Annotated in this window: 15 protein-coding genes, 1 tRNA gene and 1 pseudogene; 8 read left to right on the plus strand and 9 right to left on the minus strand. The window is 70.8% G+C overall.

Annotated features, from left to right (window positions below; genetic code table 11):
* Window positions 1-304 precede the first annotated feature (304 nt).
* Together ACF073_RS32900 and ACF073_RS32905 are read right to left on the minus strand one after the other, a co-directional pair.
* A tRNA-Pro gene (locus ACF073_RS32900) sits at window positions 305-378 on the minus strand.
* A gap of 45 nt (window positions 379-423) precedes the next feature.
* Complete coding sequence (locus ACF073_RS32905; RefSeq protein ID WP_392075098.1) at window positions 424-1,854, minus strand: MFS transporter; 1,431 nt, start codon at window positions 1,852-1,854, stop codon at window positions 424-426.
* 207 nt (window positions 1,855-2,061) lie between these two features.
* Here ACF073_RS32905 and ACF073_RS32910 point away from each other — a divergent pair, with 207 nt between their 5' ends.
* Entirely contained in the window at window positions 2,062-2,640 is a 579-nt protein-coding gene (locus ACF073_RS32910) for a TetR/AcrR family transcriptional regulator (RefSeq protein WP_392075099.1), read from the plus strand.
* 133 nt (window positions 2,641-2,773) lie between these two features.
* On the opposite strand, the gene ACF073_RS32915 is transcribed toward ACF073_RS32910, so the two are convergent.
* Window positions 2,774-3,289, minus strand: coding sequence for a hypothetical protein (locus tag ACF073_RS32915; RefSeq protein ID WP_392075100.1), 516 nt, complete (start codon window positions 3,287-3,289; stop codon window positions 2,774-2,776).
* A 129-nt stretch (window positions 3,290-3,418) separates the two neighbouring features.
* Between ACF073_RS32915 and ACF073_RS32920 the strand changes: the two genes are divergently transcribed.
* Complete coding sequence (locus ACF073_RS32920) at window positions 3,419-3,763, plus strand: cupin domain-containing protein (protein ID WP_392075102.1); 345 nt, start codon at window positions 3,419-3,421, stop codon at window positions 3,761-3,763.
* Between the two features lie 13 nt (window positions 3,764-3,776).
* On the opposite strand, the gene ACF073_RS32925 is transcribed toward ACF073_RS32920, so the two are convergent.
* Window positions 3,777-4,781, minus strand: a complete 1,005-nt coding sequence (locus tag ACF073_RS32925) for a LacI family DNA-binding transcriptional regulator (RefSeq protein ID WP_392075103.1) — start codon at window positions 4,779-4,781, stop codon at window positions 3,777-3,779.
* Window positions 4,782-4,892: 111 nt separating this feature from the next.
* Between ACF073_RS32925 and ACF073_RS32930 the strand changes: the two genes are divergently transcribed.
* The 3 genes and pseudogenes from ACF073_RS32930 (at window position 4,893) to ACF073_RS32940 (ending at window position 7,843) form a co-directional block, all read left to right on the plus strand.
* Window positions 4,893-6,044 (plus strand): Gfo/Idh/MocA family protein, encoded by a 1,152-nt coding sequence (locus ACF073_RS32930; RefSeq protein ID WP_392075104.1) that lies wholly within the window; start codon window positions 4,893-4,895, stop codon window positions 6,042-6,044.
* Between the two features lie 89 nt (window positions 6,045-6,133).
* Window positions 6,134-6,541: pseudogene (locus ACF073_RS32935) on the plus strand (SDR family NAD(P)-dependent oxidoreductase); the annotation flags it as partial.
* Window positions 6,542-6,838: 297 nt separating this feature from the next.
* Complete coding sequence (locus tag ACF073_RS32940) at window positions 6,839-7,843, plus strand: Gfo/Idh/MocA family oxidoreductase (RefSeq protein WP_392075261.1); 1,005 nt, start codon at window positions 6,839-6,841, stop codon at window positions 7,841-7,843.
* 48 nt (window positions 7,844-7,891) lie between these two features.
* On the opposite strand, the gene ACF073_RS32945 is transcribed toward ACF073_RS32940, so the two are convergent.
* The 5 genes from ACF073_RS32945 to ACF073_RS32965 form a co-directional block, all read right to left on the minus strand.
* A complete protein-coding gene (locus ACF073_RS32945) occupies window positions 7,892-8,089 on the minus strand; it encodes a hypothetical protein (RefSeq protein WP_392075105.1) in 198 nt (65 codons plus the stop codon).
* A 209-nt stretch (window positions 8,090-8,298) separates the two neighbouring features.
* Complete coding sequence (locus ACF073_RS32950) at window positions 8,299-9,207, minus strand: sugar phosphate isomerase/epimerase family protein (RefSeq protein WP_392075106.1); 909 nt, start codon at window positions 9,205-9,207, stop codon at window positions 8,299-8,301.
* Between the two features lie 2 nt (window positions 9,208-9,209).
* A complete protein-coding gene (locus ACF073_RS32955) occupies window positions 9,210-10,121 on the minus strand; it encodes an ATP-binding cassette domain-containing protein (RefSeq protein ID WP_392075108.1) in 912 nt (303 codons plus the stop codon).
* 3 nt (window positions 10,122-10,124) lie between these two features.
* Window positions 10,125-11,201 carry an ABC transporter permease gene (locus tag ACF073_RS32960; protein ID WP_392075109.1) on the minus strand — a complete coding sequence of 359 codons (1,077 nt, stop codon included), beginning with the start codon at window positions 11,199-11,201 and terminating at the stop codon, window positions 10,125-10,127.
* Window positions 11,201-12,220 (minus strand): sugar ABC transporter substrate-binding protein, encoded by a 1,020-nt coding sequence (locus ACF073_RS32965; protein WP_392075110.1) that lies wholly within the window; start codon window positions 12,218-12,220, stop codon window positions 11,201-11,203. Before ACF073_RS32965 ends, ACF073_RS32960 begins: the two co-directional genes overlap by 1 nt.
* Window positions 12,221-12,801: 581 nt before the next feature.
* Between ACF073_RS32965 and ACF073_RS32970 the strand changes: the two genes are divergently transcribed.
* Genes ACF073_RS32970 through ACF073_RS32980 form a run of 3 tightly spaced genes read left to right on the plus strand, consistent with a single transcriptional unit; the run spans window position 12,802 to window position 15,988 of the window.
* Window positions 12,802-14,115: an ABC transporter substrate-binding protein gene (locus tag ACF073_RS32970; protein WP_392075111.1), complete on the plus strand. Its 1,314-nt coding sequence runs from the start codon at window positions 12,802-12,804 to the stop codon at window positions 14,113-14,115.
* Between the two features lie 8 nt (window positions 14,116-14,123).
* Window positions 14,124-15,104 carry a carbohydrate ABC transporter permease gene (locus ACF073_RS32975; protein WP_392075112.1) on the plus strand — a complete coding sequence of 327 codons (981 nt, stop codon included), beginning with the start codon at window positions 14,124-14,126 and terminating at the stop codon, window positions 15,102-15,104.
* Window positions 15,101-15,988, plus strand: a complete 888-nt coding sequence (locus tag ACF073_RS32980; RefSeq protein WP_392075113.1) for a carbohydrate ABC transporter permease — start codon at window positions 15,101-15,103, stop codon at window positions 15,986-15,988. Before ACF073_RS32975 ends, ACF073_RS32980 begins: the two co-directional genes overlap by 4 nt.
* Window positions 15,989-16,012 lie beyond the last annotated feature (24 nt).

Here is a 16,012-nt window from a genome sequence, read left to right on the forward strand (position 1 = left end):
CTACCAGGTACGACAAGACCACTGAGTCTTACGAAGCAGCCGTCACCCTCGCCTCACTCCTGATGTGGGCGTGACATTTGACGACAGAACCTAGGCGGCGCTGCGGGGCTTGATGAACCAGCTCTGGCCACTGCACAGGAACATGTCGGGACCATATCAAGGGCGTTCCTCCGCGCCGCACGATTTTCCGGCGCGGTGCCGCTCCCCCGGCGCGAGTCCGTTCCGGCCGCGATCGGACCAGAAATGATCAAGGGGCGGTTCCGGATTTCTCCGGAACCGCCCCTTGATCTGCGACTCTCACAAGTCGGGACGACAGGATTTGAACCTGCGACCCCTTGACCCCCAGTCAAGTGCGCTACCAAGCTGCGCCACGTCCCGTTGCGGTCTCACGCGGGCTGTTCCGCGTGATCACGCAGGTCAACCCTACCGCACCTGTGCGGGTGCCCGTGTCGTACCCGGTGCGGCGGCCCCGACGGTGCGGCCGGCGGAGCGGCGGACCGGGACGAGGAGCGCGGCGCCGGCGGCGGCCAGGCAGAGCAGGGCGAGCAGCGCCCAGCCGTGGGTGTAGCCGGAGGCGTAGGGCAGGCCCGAGGGCTGGAGCCGGCCGGTGACCAGGACGCTGGTGAGCGCGGCGCCTATGGAGCCGCCGATGGTCCGGATGTTGGCGTTCATGCCGGTCGCGGCACCGGTCTGCTCGGGCGGCACGCTGCCCACGATGAGGTTGGCCATGGAGGCGAAGGCCAGTCCGATGCCGAGCCCGAAGAGGCCCGCGACGACGGCGATGTGCCACCGCTCGTCAGGCCACAGGGTGAGGAAGCCGCAGGCCACCGCGCCGAGCGCGGCGCCCGTGGTGAGCAGCGCCTTGGCGCCGACGCGGGGCTCCAGGCGGCCCGAGAGGACACCGGAGAGGAACATCGCGACGAGCATCGGCAGCATGAGCAGGCCGGAGGCGGTCACGCTGGCGCCGAAGCCGTAGCCGGCCGCCGACGGGGTCTGGACGAAGCCGGGCAGGAAGGACCAGATGGCGTACATGCCGGCGCCGAACAGCAGGGCCGCCGTGTTGGTCGTCCACACCGCGGGCAGCCGCAGCACGCGCAGATCGATGAGCGGGCTGCTCGACCGGGCCTCGGTCGCCAGCCACACCGCGAACAGCACGACGGCGACGGCGAACAGGCCGAGCACCTTCGCCGAGCCCCAGCCCCACTGGCCGGCCTGGCTGAGCGGCAGCAGCAGGGCCACCAGCCAGCCGGAGAGCAGCCAGGCTCCCGTCCAGCTGACCTTCCCCCCGGCCCGGTTGGGCGACTCGGGGACGTAGCGCAGGGCGATCAGGACGGTCGCGGCGACGACGCCCACCGGGAGCCAGAACAGCCAGCGGTAGTCGAGCGCGGACACGATCGGTCCGGCGGCCACCATGCCGACCCCGCCGCCCGCGGCGATCACGGCGGAGAGGTTGCTGATGCTGCCGCTGACCTCGGAGGGGGCGAACTCGTCCCGGATGATGCCGAAGGAGAGCGGGAACAGGGCGCCGCCGATGCCCTGGACGACCCGGGCGACGATGAGCACGGCGATGTTCGGGGCCAGCGCGGCGACGAGGCAGCCCGCGAGGACGGCCAGCAGGACGGCGACGAGGGTGCGCTTCTTGCCGACGAGGTCGCCGACCCGGCCGAGGATCGGGGTGAAGACCGAGGCGGACAGCAGATAGGCGGTCATCACCCAGGTCGCGGTGGACTGGGAGGTGTGCAGGGCGTGCTGGACGGTCGGCAGGGCCGGCGCGATCAGCGACTGGAGCATGGCGAACACGCCGGCACCGGTCGCGAGGACCGCGAAGGTGAGGCGGGAGGACGGACGGGGCATGAGGAAGCCTCTCCGGAATCGGGGACGCGGAGGGTGCGCAGGTCGGGCACGGCAGGGCACGGCCGTACGGGCCGCAGGAAGAAGGGGGGTGCGGGCCGGCGGCGTCCGGCCGCGGCGGAGCCGCCCCGCACTGGTAAAGTGGAGGTACCCCTCCACTGTAGCGGAGGTACCCCTCCGTTTCAATCGAGCACCTCCTGGGAGGCAGCAGTGACGGCCACGCCTTTCCCTGTCAGCGAGATCGCGGCGGCCCGCCGGCCGCACCGCAAGGACGCCGCCCGCAACTACGACGCCCTGCTCGGCGCCGCCCGCGAAGCGTTCGCCGAGCACGGGGCGGAGGCCTCCCTGGAGGACATCGCCCGCCGCGCGGGGGTCGGCATCGGCACGCTGTACCGCAACTTCCCGACCCGCCGCGACCTGTTCGAGACCGTCTACGCGGACGAGGTCGACGCCCTGTGCCGGGCCGCCGTGGAGGTCGCCGGGCAGGAGCCGTGGCAGGCGCTGACCACCTGGCTCGACCGGTTCGCCGAGTACATGGTCACCAAGCGCGCGGTGCGCGAGGCCCTCGACGGCGAGTCGGACATCTTCCAGGCCTGCCGCGAATCCATGTACGCGGCCGGCGGCCCGCTGCTGGAGCGGGCGCAGCGGGCCGGCATCGCTCGGGCGGACATGGACTTCGGGGACCTGCTGCGGATGGTCGTCGGGATCACCGCGACGGCGTTCGAGGACACGGCCCAGCGCGACCGGGTCCTCGCGATCGCGCTGGACGGGGTCCGCACCGGCCGCTGACCGGCCACGGCCGCCCTCCGCGGGCACGGCACCGGGGCCGCTTGCCGGCCGACGCGCTCGCACGCTTGCCGACGGACGCGCTCGCCCGCTTGCCGGCCGACGCGTTCGTCCGCTTGCCCGCAGACGCGCTCGCCTACTTGATGAACGCGTTCGCCACCACCACGATCAGCCCGAGCAGCGCGTCCCCGGTCCCCAGCAGCACGGCGGCGGGCCAGCTCCGTGCCGACCAGCGGGCGGTGAGCAGGCCGAGCACGAAGAGGATCACGATGTTGAGCACGAACGCCGCGTACTCGACGCCCTTCGCCGGCCACCACCCCCAGCGGGCGCCCGCGAGCAGGAAGACGGTGGGAAGCACGGCGGCGACGAGCGGCCACTCGTTGCGCATGGCGATCAGGACGTCCCAGCGGCGGTGCGGGGCACGCTCGGCGATGTAGTGGGCGTAGCCGTGGGCGAGGGCGGAGGCGCAGGCGGTCACCAGCACCCAGGCGGCGTCGTAGCCCCGGACGTCGGAGGACGTGTGCCCGTACCGGGTGAGCGCCGCGACCATGGAGCTGGCGAGGACGGCGCCGTACACCCCGCCGAACAGGACGATCTCGCGCGCCTCGCTGTGCCGGGGCGGTGCCGGGCCGCCCGCCGTGGAGTCAGCCATCTCCCCACGATCACCCGGGGCCCGCGCCCCCGCCAGTCAGCCGCCCCGACGAAGTGTCCTCCGACCAGGCCCGATGCCCCACACACTGTCCACGGTGACGCGGCGCGGGCGACGGCTAGGGTCGGCGGCATGACGCACAGCTTCGCGCTCCACATCCCCGACGCCGATCTCGCACCCGAGCCCCTCGATCCCGCGCAGATCGTCTCCGGCGACCCGGAGGTGACCGGGAAGGTCGTCTGGGAGTCGCCGGACGGCCGCCAGATCCGCGGGATCTGGCAGATCACCCCGGGCGTGGTCACGGACACGGAGGCGGACGAGCTGTTCGTGGTGATCAGCGGGTCGGCGACCATCGAGGTCGAGGACGGGCCGACGCTGCGCGTGGGGCCGGGCGACATGGCGGTACTGCGCGCGGGCGACCGTACCCGGTGGACCGTGCACGAGACGCTGCGCAAGGCGTACGCGATCAACCTGTGAGGGGCGGGCGGCCTCAGTCCGGCATGGACCGCGGTGCCGCCGTGGTGCCGCGGACCTCCAGGGTCGGCACGGCCAACCGCACGCGCCCCTCCCCGCCGGGCCGGTCGAGGCGGTCCAGGAGACAGCGGGCGGCGCGTCGGCCGATCTCGTGCGGGGCGGTGTCGACGGTGGTCAGCCACACATGCCGCAGCCGGGAGATGCTGGTGTTGTCGTAGCCGACGACCGACAGGTCGCCCGGCACCCGAAGGCCCAGCTCCCCGGCCGCCGAGAGGGCGCCGACCGAGGCCATGTCGTTGACGGCGAAGAGCGCGGTGGGGCGGTCGGCGCGGCTGAGCAGCCGTACCGTGCCCCGGTAGCCGCCCTCCTCGGTGAGATCGCCGGGTTCGACCAGCGGCTCGGCGCCGTGCGCCCGCATGGCCGTCTCGAAGCCGCGCCGGCGCAGCTCGCCGACGGCGCCCTGGCCGGCGAGGTGCGCGATCCGGCGGTGGCCCAGCGCGAGCAGGTGCTCGGTGGCCAGCCGGGCGCCGTGCTCGTCGTCCCCCGCGATGACGTCCACCCCCGGCGGCTGTGCCTCGCGGGCGCCCGCGACGACCACCGGCATGCGCCGGGCGAGCGCGCCGAGCCCGCCCGCGTCCGGGACCGTGCCGACGACCACGAGACCGTCGGCGCCCAGGTCGAGGAAGGGCTCGGCGAGGTCGTGGCCCATCCGCCGGTTCAGGCGCGCGTCGGCGAGGAGCATGTGCAGCCCCGCCGCGTGCAGCAGGGAGTTCAGGCCGTCGAGGAGGTCGACGAACCAGGGGTTGCGCAGATCGTCGAGGAGCACGCCCACCGTCCGGGTGCGCTGCTCGCTGAGGCTGCGTGCCGCGGCGTTGGGCCGGTAGCCCAGCTCCCGTACGGCCGCGAGGACGGCGTCCCGCTTCTCCGGCCGCACCGGCCCCGAGCCGCGCAGCACCAGGGAGACCAGCGACTTCGACACGCCGGCCCGTTCGGCCACGTCACGGATGGTCGGCGGTCTCATGGGATGGACCGTTCCATGCGGCGAGCCGCGCTGTCAAAGGGTTGACACGCTCGCTATGTCAGCACAAAGGTGACCTGGACGGAAGATGGACCGGTCCAACGAGGGGCTGTCATGGTGGATGCGCTGGGTGTCGCCGTCGTCGGGTTCGGCTGGATGGGCCGGGTGCACACCCAGGCGTACGCCCGGCTGCCGCACCACTATCCGCTGCTCGCGCTGCGGCCCCGGCTGGTCACGGTCGCCGAGGAGGTACCGGGGCGGGCCGAGGAGGCCGCCGAGCGGTTCGGGTTCGCCTCGGCGACCCGCGACTGGCGCCAGGTGGCGGCCGACCCGCGGGTGCGGGCCGTCAGCGTGACCGCGCCGAACTTTCTGCACCGGGAGATCGGCGTCGCCATGGCCGAGGCCGGCAAGCACCTGTGGATCGAGAAACCGGTGGGCCTGACCGCGGCGGACGCCCGCGCGGTCGCCGACGCGGTCGCCGAGGCAGGTGTACAGGGCACGGTCGGCTTCAACTACCGCAACGCGCCGGCCGTGGAGGCGGCCCGCGAGCTGATCGCCTCCGGCGGGATCGGCCGGATCACCCACGTGCGGATCCAGCTCTTCAGCGACTACGCGGCCCACCCCGACGGCGCCCTGACATGGCGGTACGAGCGCGAGCGCGGCGGCAGCGGGGTCCTCGGCGACCTCGCCTCCCACGGCGCCGACCTGGCCCGCTTCCTGCTCGGCGACATCGCGGCGCTCACCGCCGACACCGCGGTCTTCCTGCCGCAGCGGGCCCGCCCGACCGGCGCCACGGCCGGCCACTCCCGCGCCCGTGGCGGCGAGCCGGGCCCGGTCGAGAACGAGGACTACGTCAGCTGTCTGCTCCGCTTCGCCTCCGGCGCCCGCGGGGTCCTGGAGGCCTGCCGGGTCTCGGTCGGCGAGCAGAACAACTACGGCTTCGCGGTGCACGGCACCGAGGGCGCGGTGTTCTGGGACTTCCGCCGGATGAACGAACTCGGGGTGAGCCGCGGTACGACGTACCAGGACCAGCCGGTGAGCACGGTGTACGTCGGCCCGGGCGCCGGCGAGTTCGCCGCCTTCCAGCCGGGCGCGGCCAACGCGATGGGCTACGACGACCTGAAGGTGATCGAGGCCCACCGCTTCGTCCGCTCCATCGCCGAGGGCACGCCGTACGGCGCCACGCTCGCGGACGCGGTGCGCAGCGCGACCGTGCTCGACGCCATGGCGGAGTCGGCCGAGAGCGGCGGCTGGGTCGGCCTGTAGGCACCGGGTACGGCGGACGGCCGGTGCCCGCGCGGCAGGGAGGTGGTGCCGCGGTCCGGGCCGGGACGCCGGGGAAGCTGAGGAGCACCATGGGACCGCTGGACGACAAGCGCGTCCTCGCCGGTGGCGCCGGCCAGGGCGCGGGGGCCGTGATCGCGCGGGCCGCTGTCCGCGCGGGTGCCGCCGCGGCGGTCGGCGGACGGCGCCGGGAGCCGGGCGAGGCGCCGGTGGCGGAGCTGCCGCCCGCCGGGGGCCGGGCGCCGTACGTACGTGTGGATGCGGCGGACACCGCACAGGCCAGGGAGTTTGGCGCCGCGGTCGTGGACGCCCGCCGCCGGATCGACCGCCCGGTGGACTCGGCCTGGCCGGCCTCCCCGGGCACGCCGCTGGACACCACGCCGGAGCTGTGCGACGCGCGTGTCGCGGTCGGCCTCAAGGGGCCGTCCTCCGCGATGCGGGCGGCGGTCGCCGGCCTGGCGGCCCGCACGGCACCCCGCACCATCGTCGGCAGCCTCACCTCGTCGGCACACGGCAGCCGGACCGCGACCGAGGGCGAGGGCGGCGAGGGCGCCGTCCAGCGCGCCTTGCACGGCACCGGCGGCGGCCGGCGGGAGCAGGCCGCGGTCCGGCTGCCGATGGGCGGGCCCGGCCGGCCGGACGACCTCGCCGGCCTCGTGGTCCTCCCGCCGTCCGACCGGTCCGGCGTGGTCACCGGCTCGGTGACCGACGGGGACCAGCACGTGCTCGGCGGCCCCGACCAGAACTCCGCACCCCACCCTAGGAGCAGCACCCTCATGCGTATCGGAATCCTCGGCCTCGGCCGTATCGGCGCCTTCCACGCCGAGACCCTCTCCGGCCTCGACGCCGTCGAGTCGCTCGTCGTCTCCGACCCGTTCACGGACGCCGCCAAGGCCGCCGCCGAGCGGTTCGGGGCCGAGGTCGCCGACTCGCCCGAGGCCCTGCTGGCGGCCGGTGTGGACGGCATCGTGGTGGCCGCCGCGACCGACGCCCACCCGGCCCTGATCCTGGCCGGTGTCGAGGCCGGCGTCCCGGTCTTCTGCGAGAAGCCCGTGGCCAGGACGATGCGTGAGGGCGTCGAGGTCCTCCGGGCCGTCCAAGGGCGCGATGTGCCGATCCAGATCGGCTACAACCGGCGCTTCGACGCGGGCTTCGCCGCCGCGCGCGCCGCCGTGCGGGCCGGCGAACTCGGCAAGCTGCACACCGTCCGCGCCACCACCCTGGACCCGGCCCCGCCGCCCGCCGCCTACGTCGCCGCGTCCGGCGGCATCTTCCGCGACTGCTCCGTGCACGACTTCGACATCATCCGCTGGGTGACGGGCCGTGAGGTCAGCGAGGTGTACGCGGTGGGCGGCAACCGGGGCGCCGACTACATCGAGGCGGCGGGTGACGCCGACACCACGGGCGCCGTCCTCACCCTGGACGACGGCACGATCGCGGTGGTGTCCAACTCCCGGCACAACGCACGCGGGTACGACGTGCGCCTGGAGCTGCACGGGTTCGCCGACGCCGTCGCCGTCGGCCTGGACGAGCAGCTTCCGCTGCGCTCGGTCGAGCCCGGTGCGACCTTCCCGTCCGGCACCCCGCACGACTTCTTCATGGACCGCTTCGCCAGCGCCTACCGCGCCGAACTGACCGCGTTCACCGAGGTCGTGGCCGGCACCCGCCCCTCCCCGTGCACCGTCGAGGACGCGCTGGAGGCCGGCTGGATCGCCGAGGCGTGCACCCTGTCGCTGCATGAGCACCGGCCGGTGACGCTCGCCGAGGTGCGCGCGGTCTGAGGGCACGATGACGGCGCCGGGCGGTGGCCCGGCGCCGTCACCGCCGGCTCAGCCGCAGTACCGGATCAGCCACTCGTCGGCGTTGTACGTGTCCCGTGCCGGATCCGGCACGGTCGCCGGCTTGGTTTCCACCGTGTCCTCCGCGCGTATCCGCTCGGGCAGGTGGCCGAAGCGCTGCTGACGCTGGGCGGTGGCCGCCTCGGCGGCCCCCTGGGGGGTGTCGTGGAGTTCCGTGCGGTGTGCCATGTCAGTCCTCCCGTCGGCGCGGGCGTTCCCCGTTGTCAGTGAGAACGCCGGCGTGACCCGGTTGGTTCCCGGCCATCGCATGGCCGAATCCGTCGGGATACCGCAGGAACGGCCCGCGGTCACCGGACCGCGGGCCGCCCCGTCGGGCTCTGCCAGGCCCCGTCAGCCCCGTCGGGCCCGTCGGGCCCCCTCAGCCCCGTCAGTTCCCCTCAGGCCCCGCAGGAGCGCAGGAAGCGCCGGGTGCGCACCGCGATCGGCAGCGGCGCCTCCGGCTCGCACGGGTACATGTCCTGCTCGACGATGGCGAACAGCTCCACTCCGAGACGCTGTGCCGCCTCCAGCACCGGCCCCAGCTCCGGGACCCCGGAGGGCGGTTCGCACATCACACCGCGCTGCACGGCCGGCCCGAACGGCACCCCGCCCGCGACCACCCCGGCGAGGACGTCCGGGTCGACCTGCTTGAGGTGCAGGTACCCGACGCGCTCGCCGTAGGTCTCGATCAGCTTGACGCTGTCGCCGCCGCAGTAGGCGTAGTGCCCGGTGTCCAGGCACAGGTTGACCAGCCCGCCGTCGGTCGAGTCCAGGAAGCGCTCGACGTGGTCCTCGGTGTCGATGTGGGTGTCGGCGTGCGGGTGCACGACGATGTCCAGGCCGTAGTCCTCCTTGACCTGGTGGCCGAGCCGCTCCATGCCCTTCGTCAGGTGCGCCCACTGCTCGGCCGTCAGCTCCGGCGGCTCCAGGATCTCGGCGGTCTTGTCGTCCCGCCAGAAGGACGGGATCACCACCAGGTGCCGGGCGCCCATCGCCCGGGTGAGCGCGGCGACCTGGCTGACGTGCGCCCAGGTCTCCTCCCAGACGGCCGGCCCGCGGTGCATGCCGGTGAAGACCGTGCCCGCCGAGACCTTCAGGTTCCGCTTGGCCACCTCCTCGGTGAGCCGCGCCGGATCGGTGGGGAGGTAGCCGTACGGGCCCAGCTCGATCCAGTCGTAGCCGGCCTCCGAGACCTCGTCGAGGAAGCGGTCCCAGGGCACCTGGCGCGGGTCGTCGGGGAACCAGACACCCCAGGAGTCGGGGGCCGAGCCGACCCGGATGCGGTCGAGCGGAGTGGGGTGGGCCATGGTCAGCCGGTTCCTTCCCGGGGCGTCGCCGCGGGTCCGCCGAGGTCGCCCTCCTCGGGCAGCTCCTCCACGTCGACGCCGCGGACCTGGGCCAGTTCGTGCTTGAGCGCGGCGAGTTCGGCGCCGCCCGCCATGTGGTTGGTCAGCTCTTCCAGACCGATCCCGGTGCGCTCGGCGGAGAGTTCGAGGGTGCCGAGACGCAGCACGCTGAAGTGGTCGCCGACCATATAGGCGTGGTGCGGGTTGTGGGTGATGAAGATGACGCCGAGGCCGCGGTCGCGGGCGGCGGCGATGTACTTCAGGACGACTCCGGACTGCTTGACGCCGAGGGCGGCGGTCGGCTCGTCCAGGATGAGGACCCGGGCGCCGAAGTGGACCGCGCGGGCGATGGCCACGCACTGGCGCTGGCCGCCGGAGAGGGTGCCGATGGGCTGTTCCAGGTCGTCCAGGACGATGCCCATGTTGCGCAGTTCCTCGTCGGCGGTCTTCTTCATCCGGGCGATGTCCAGCCGGCGGACCGGCCAGGGGCCCTTGGTCAGCTCGGAGCCGAGGAAGAAGTTCCGCCACACCGGCATCAGCGGGACGGTGGCCAGGTCCTGGTAGACGGTGGCGATGCCCTTGTCGAGGGCCTCGCGCGGGCTGGTGAAGCGCACCGGGCGCCCGTCGACCAGGAACTCGCCCTCGGTGTGCTGGTGCAGCCCCGAGATGATCTTGATGAGGGTGGACTTGCCCGCGCCGTTGTCGCCGAGCACACAGGTGACCTGGCCTGCGTGGACCTGGAGGTCGACGCCGTGCAGGGCGCGGATGTTGCCGTAGGACTTTCCGGCGCCGCGCAGTTCGACCAGGGGGCCGCCGTCGGCGGGCGGGCCGTCCTGGAGGACGGCGCCATGGGTTCCGGTCTTGTCGTCAGTCATCGCTCACCTCCGGGTCGCCGTGCGCTGGACCCACAGATTGATCAGGACGGCGCCGAGCAGCATCACGCCGAGGAATGCCTTGAACCAGTCCGGGTTCCAGCCGGCGTAGACGATGCCCTGCTGCACCATGCCGAACATGAACGCGCCGAAGACCGGGCCGATCGCGGAACCGTAGCCGCCGGTGAGCAGACAGCCGCCGATGACGGCCGCCGCGATGTAGATCAGCTCCTGGCCGACGCCCTCGCCGGACTGCACGGTGTTGAACGAGAACAGGTTGTGCATGCCGATGAACCAGGCGCCGAAGCCGACCAGCATGAACAGGGTGATCTTGGTGAACTTCACCGGGACGCCGACCGCGCGGGCGCTGTCCTGGTTGCCGCCGACCGCGAAGATCCAGTTGCCGTACTTGGTGCGCAGCAGCACCCAGGTGGCGAGGGCCGCGAAGACCAGCCACCAGACCACGGTGATCTTCACCTGGACCCCGCCCACGTCGAAGGAGGAGGCGAAGATCTTCCTGGCCTGGTCGAAGCCGTCCATGTCGCTGATGTCGTCGGTGGCGACGTTCCCGGTGACGAGCTTGGTGACGGCCAGGTTGACGCCCTGGAGGATCAGGAAGGTGCCGAGGGTGACCAGGAAGCTGGGCAGCCCGGTCTTCACCACCATCCAGCCGTTGAAGGCGCCGATCGCGAGGGACGCGATCAGGGCGACGATCACCCCGGTCCACACGTTGAGGGTCAGCTGGTAGCTGAGCATGCTCGCGGTCAGCGCCGAGGAGATCACGGCGACGCCGGCCGAGAGGTCGAACTCGCCGCCGATCATCAGCAGGGCCACCGGGAGGGCCATGATGCCGATGGTCGAGGACTGGTAGAGGATGTTCGCCATCGAGCTGCCGTCGCGCACCGGCGGCGCCGTGATCAGGAAGAAGACCAGGACGGCGACGGCACCGAGGAAGACGCCCACCTCGGGCCTGGCCAGCAGCCGCAGGGCCAGCGGGCGGCGCGCGGTGCGGCCGTCGCTCTGCCGGGGGCCGGACGCAGGCGGCTTGCCCACCGCCGGCTCAGCCTGCTGGGGCATGCTCATCACCGGGTGCCCTTCGCGGCGTACTCGGCGACCTTGTCGACGTTGGACTTGTCGACGAAGGCCGGCCCGGTGAGCACCGGCTCCTCACCGCCACCGCTGTAGTTGCCGTTGTACTTGTAGAGCCACAGCGAGTCGACCGCCAGATAGCCCTGAAGGTAGGGCTGCTGGTCGACGGCGAACTCGATGGTGCCGCCCCGCACCGCCTTGACGAGTTCCTTGTTGAGGTCGAAGGTCGCCACCTTGGCCTTGCTGCCCGCGTCGCCCACGGACTGGACCGCGGTCAGGGCGAAGGGGGCGCCGAGCGTGACGACGGTGTCGACGGACTTGTCCTGCTTCAGCTTCGCCGTGATCGTCGACCTGACGGACGGCATGTCCGTACCGTTCACGTACAGGGTCTCCGTGGTGCCCTTGAACGTCTTCCGCACGCCGTCGCAGCGCTGGGTGAGGCCCACGTTGCCCTGCTCCTGGACCACACAGACGATCTTCTTGGCGCCGGTGGTGTTGAGCTTGTCGCCGAACGCCTCGCCGGCCACGCTCTCGTCCTGTCCGAAGAACTCCAGCAGGCCGAGCTTCTTCCAGTCGGCCAGTCCCGAGTTGAGACCGACCACCGGGATGCCGGCCTGGTGCGCCTTGGCGATCACGCCCTTCATCGCGTCGGGCTTGGCCAGGGTGAGCGCGATGCCGTCCACCTTCTGGTCGATGGCGTTCTGCACCAGGTTGGCCTGATTGCCGGCGTTCGGGTCGGCGGAGTAGACGAGCTTGACGTTGTCCTTGGCCGCCGCTGCCTCGGCGCCCTTGCGGACGGTGTCCCAGAAGGTGTCGCCGGGCGCCTGATGGGTGACCAGGGCGACGGTCATCCGGGGGGTGTCGGCCTTGCCCGCGGCGGCGTTCGCCGCTGCCTCCTCGGCCTTCTTGCCGCCGTGACTGCTGGAACAGCCGGCCAGGGTGAGCGCTGCCGCGGCGGCCACGGCCACGAGGGTGACCTGTCTGCGGGAGCGGGGGCGAGAAGAGCGGTCCATCTTTCCTGCACCTCACTGTGCGTGGGACGGGGCAAGGGACGCTGACGCGTTGGGACGGGATACAAGCCTCTGGCAAGGCCGCTGTCAATACTTTGTTAAGACATCATTTCACGAGCAGGTCCGAATGTAAGTACAAACTAGGGGCACCACCACCTTCCCGGACCTTCGCCCGAGAGGCATGAGGTCAGTACACCGCACCGCGCGGCGAACGGCACCGGGTGATCACATGCCCGCCGCCGCCTTCCCGCCGCTGGTCAGAAGCTGAAACGGAACCACCCCTTTCACCTGACGCCGGGCCGGACCCGTCCGCGACAAAACCACCTCTTCCACACAGCCCTCCCGACCGCCCGGACCACGGGGGTCGACGCCCCTGTCCCGGCACCCAACAACGCAGGTGACGGTGACGATTACGTTTCGGGCAAGAGACACCCGAGTCCGACCGGAGCTATTGACGCATGAGCGGACCTGGGGCTGTTATTACGCCCACGATGTTCGGTCGAGTTGGTTTCTGAGCGGTTTCGACGACCTTTCACTGATCAACTCATCCCCTTGACCGAACCCTGTATGCCTCAGGAGCCGCCATGCGCCTCTCCCCCTCCGGCCTTTCCGTCCCGGGTCCGAGCCGACGTTCCCTGTTGCGTGGTGCGGGCGGTGCCGCCGTGCTCGCGGGAGCCGGTATACCCCTGCTGTCCGCGTGCGGTGGCAGTGGCTCCGGGTCCGACCCGAAGACCGTCACCGTCGGCTCCAACGCTTCGGACGCGGTCCCGAAGAAAGCGTTCGAGAGCGTCTACGCGGACTTCAAGAAGCGCTCCGGCCTCACGGTGGACGTGAACACGAAGGACCACAACACCTTCCAGGAGCAGATCAACTCGTATCTGCAGGGCACCCCGGACGACGTGTTCAACTGGTTCGCCGGGTTCCGTATGCAGTTCTTCGCGGCGAAGAAGCTGGCCACACCGATCGACGACGTGTGGGCGAAGGTCGGGGACAATTTCCCCGAGGCGATGAAGAAGCTCAGCAAGGGCGAGGACGGCAAGTACTACTTCCTGCCGATGACGACGTATCCGTGGGCGGTCTTCTACCGCAAGAGCGTCTTTCGGCAGCACGGCTACGAGGTGCCCGCCACCTGGGACGACCTGGTCGCGCTGTGCAAGCGGATGCGGAAGGACGCTCTGGTGCCGATCGCCTTCGGCGACAAGGACGCCTGGCCGGCGATGGGCACCTTCGACCAGATCAACTTCCGCCTGAACGGCTACGACTTCCATGTGGAGCTGATGGCGGGCAAGGCGTCCTGGACCGATGCCAAGGTGAAGGACGTCTTCGACCACTGGGCCGAGCTCCTGCCCTACCACCAGGACGGCTTCATGGGCCGCACCTGGCAGGACGCGGCCCAGACACTCGTGGCGAAGAAGGCCGGCATGTACCTCCTGGGCTCCTTCGTGGCCCAGCAGTTCACGAACAAGGCCGACCTGGACGACCTCGACTTCTTCCCGTTCCCGCAGATCAACCCCTCCTACGGCCAGGACACTGTGGAGGCGCCGACCGATGGTTTCATGGTCTCCAAGGCCCCCAGGAACCATGCGGGTGTCGGCAAGCTGCTGGAGTACCTGGGCAGCCCGGCGGCCGAGGAGCTGTACCTGAAGACCGACTCCAGCGTGGTCGCCGCCTCCGGCAAGGCCGACACCTCCTCCTACTCGGCCCTGCAGAAGAAGGCGTTCGAGATGATCGGCGGCGCCAAGAACCTCACCCAGTTCATGGACCGCGACAGCCGCCCCGACTTCACCTCCACGGTGATGCAGCCCGGCCTGCAGAAGTTCCTCCAGAACCCCAAGGGCGTGGACGGCCTGCTGTCCTCGATCGAACGCCAGAAGAAGACCATCTTCGCGTCCTCGTGAGCGAGCCGATGACAACCGACATGACGACGAAGACCCCGACGACCACAGCCGAGCCGGCCACGGTCGCCCCAGCTGACTCGAAGCGGAACACGCACGGCCACCGCCGCCTGCTGACCCGCCGTGACCGGATCACCCTCGCCGTGATGGCGGGCGTGCCCACCCTCCTGCACGTGCTCCTGGTGTGGGTCACCGCCCTCGCCTCGATCCTGCTGGCCTTCACCACCTGGGACGGCATCGGATTCGACTCCATCACCTGGGTCGGCCTGGACAACTTCCGCCAACTGTTCACCGACAACCCGCAGTTCTGGCCAGCCCTCCAGCACAACGTCATCTGGTTCGCGGCACTGATCCTGATCCCGACCCCCTTCGGCCTCCTCCTCGCCGTCCAACTGGACAAGAAGATCCGGTTCAGCCGCATCTACCAGACCGCGTTCTTCCTGCCCGTCGTCATCTCGATGGCCTGCATCGGCTTCGTATGGCAACTGGTCTACAACCCCGACACAGGCCTCATCAACAGCATCATCCACGCCAACACACCCGGCCACTACATCGACTGGATCGGCGACCCCGACCTCAACCTGTGGGCCGTCCTGATCGCCGCCTCCTGGCGGCACGCCGGCTACATGATGATCCTCTACCTCGCCGGCCTGAAAAGCGTCGACCCCTCCCTGCGAGAAGCCTCCGCCCTCGACGGCGCAAGCGAGTGGCAGACATTCAAGAACGTCATCTTCCCCACCCTGCGCCCCACCAACACCGTCGTCCTGGTCGTCACCATCATCGAAGCCCTACGCGCCTTCGACCTCGTCTTCGTCTTCAACAAAGGCGCCCAGGGCACGGAACTGCTCTCCATCCTGGTCACCAACAACATCATCGGCGAATCCAGCCGCATCGGCTACGGCTCCGCCATCGCCGTCGTCCTCCTCGTCATCTCCCTCACCGTGATCATCCCCTACCTCATCGCCACCTTCCGAAAGGAGCGGCGCGCATGAGCGGCACCACCCTCCCGCTGAAACGCCGTGCCCCCCTGCGCCCCGCCCGGATCCTGCTGCACCTCTTCCTCACCGCCACCGCCCTGGCCTGGCTCGCCCCCCTGCTCTGGGCGGTCTTCTCCGCCCTGCGCCCCTACAGCGAAACCAGCACCAAGGGCTACGTCTCCTGGCCCGACACCCTCAACCTCGACAACTTCACACACGCCTTCCAGCAGTCCGACATGGCGCACTACTTCGGCAACACCCTGCTCATCGCCATCCCCGCCGTCCTGCTGACCCTCTTCCTGTCCTCGATGGTGGCCTTCTACGTCAGCCGGTTCGACTTCCGCCTCAACCTCGCCCTGCTCCTGGTCTTCACCGCCGGCAACCTGCTGCCCCAGCAAGTCATCATCACCCCCCTGTACCGGCTGTACCTCCTCACCGACCTGCCCGGCATCACCGCCAGCGGCAAGCTCTACGACTCCGCACTCGGCCTGGTCCTGATCCACGTCGCCTTCCAGTCCGGCTTCTGCGCCTTCGTCCTGAGCAACTACATGCGCTCCCTGCCCCACGAACTCACCGAAGCCGCACTCGTCGACGGCGCCTCGGTATGGCGGCTGTACTGGCAGATCACACTGCCCCTGTGCAAACCCGCCATGGCCGCCCTCGCCACCCTGCTGTCGATCTGGATCTACAACGACTTCTTCTGGGCCCTCGTCCTCATCTCCACCGGCGAGAACATGCCGATCACCTCAGCCCTGAACAACCTCTCCGGCCAATACTTCACCGACCCCAATCTGGTCGCCGCGGGATCCCTGCTCACCGCGATCCCCACACTCATCGTCTACTTCGCGCTCCAGCGCCAGTTCGTCAGCGGCCTGACCCTGGGATCCAACAAGGGCTGACGCGGCCGGGGCCGCGGTGGTCCG

The sequence above is a fragment of the Streptomyces sp. NPDC015171 genome, from assembly GCF_043079545.1.
Taxonomy (GTDB): Bacteria; Actinomycetota; Actinomycetes; order Streptomycetales; family Streptomycetaceae; genus Streptomyces.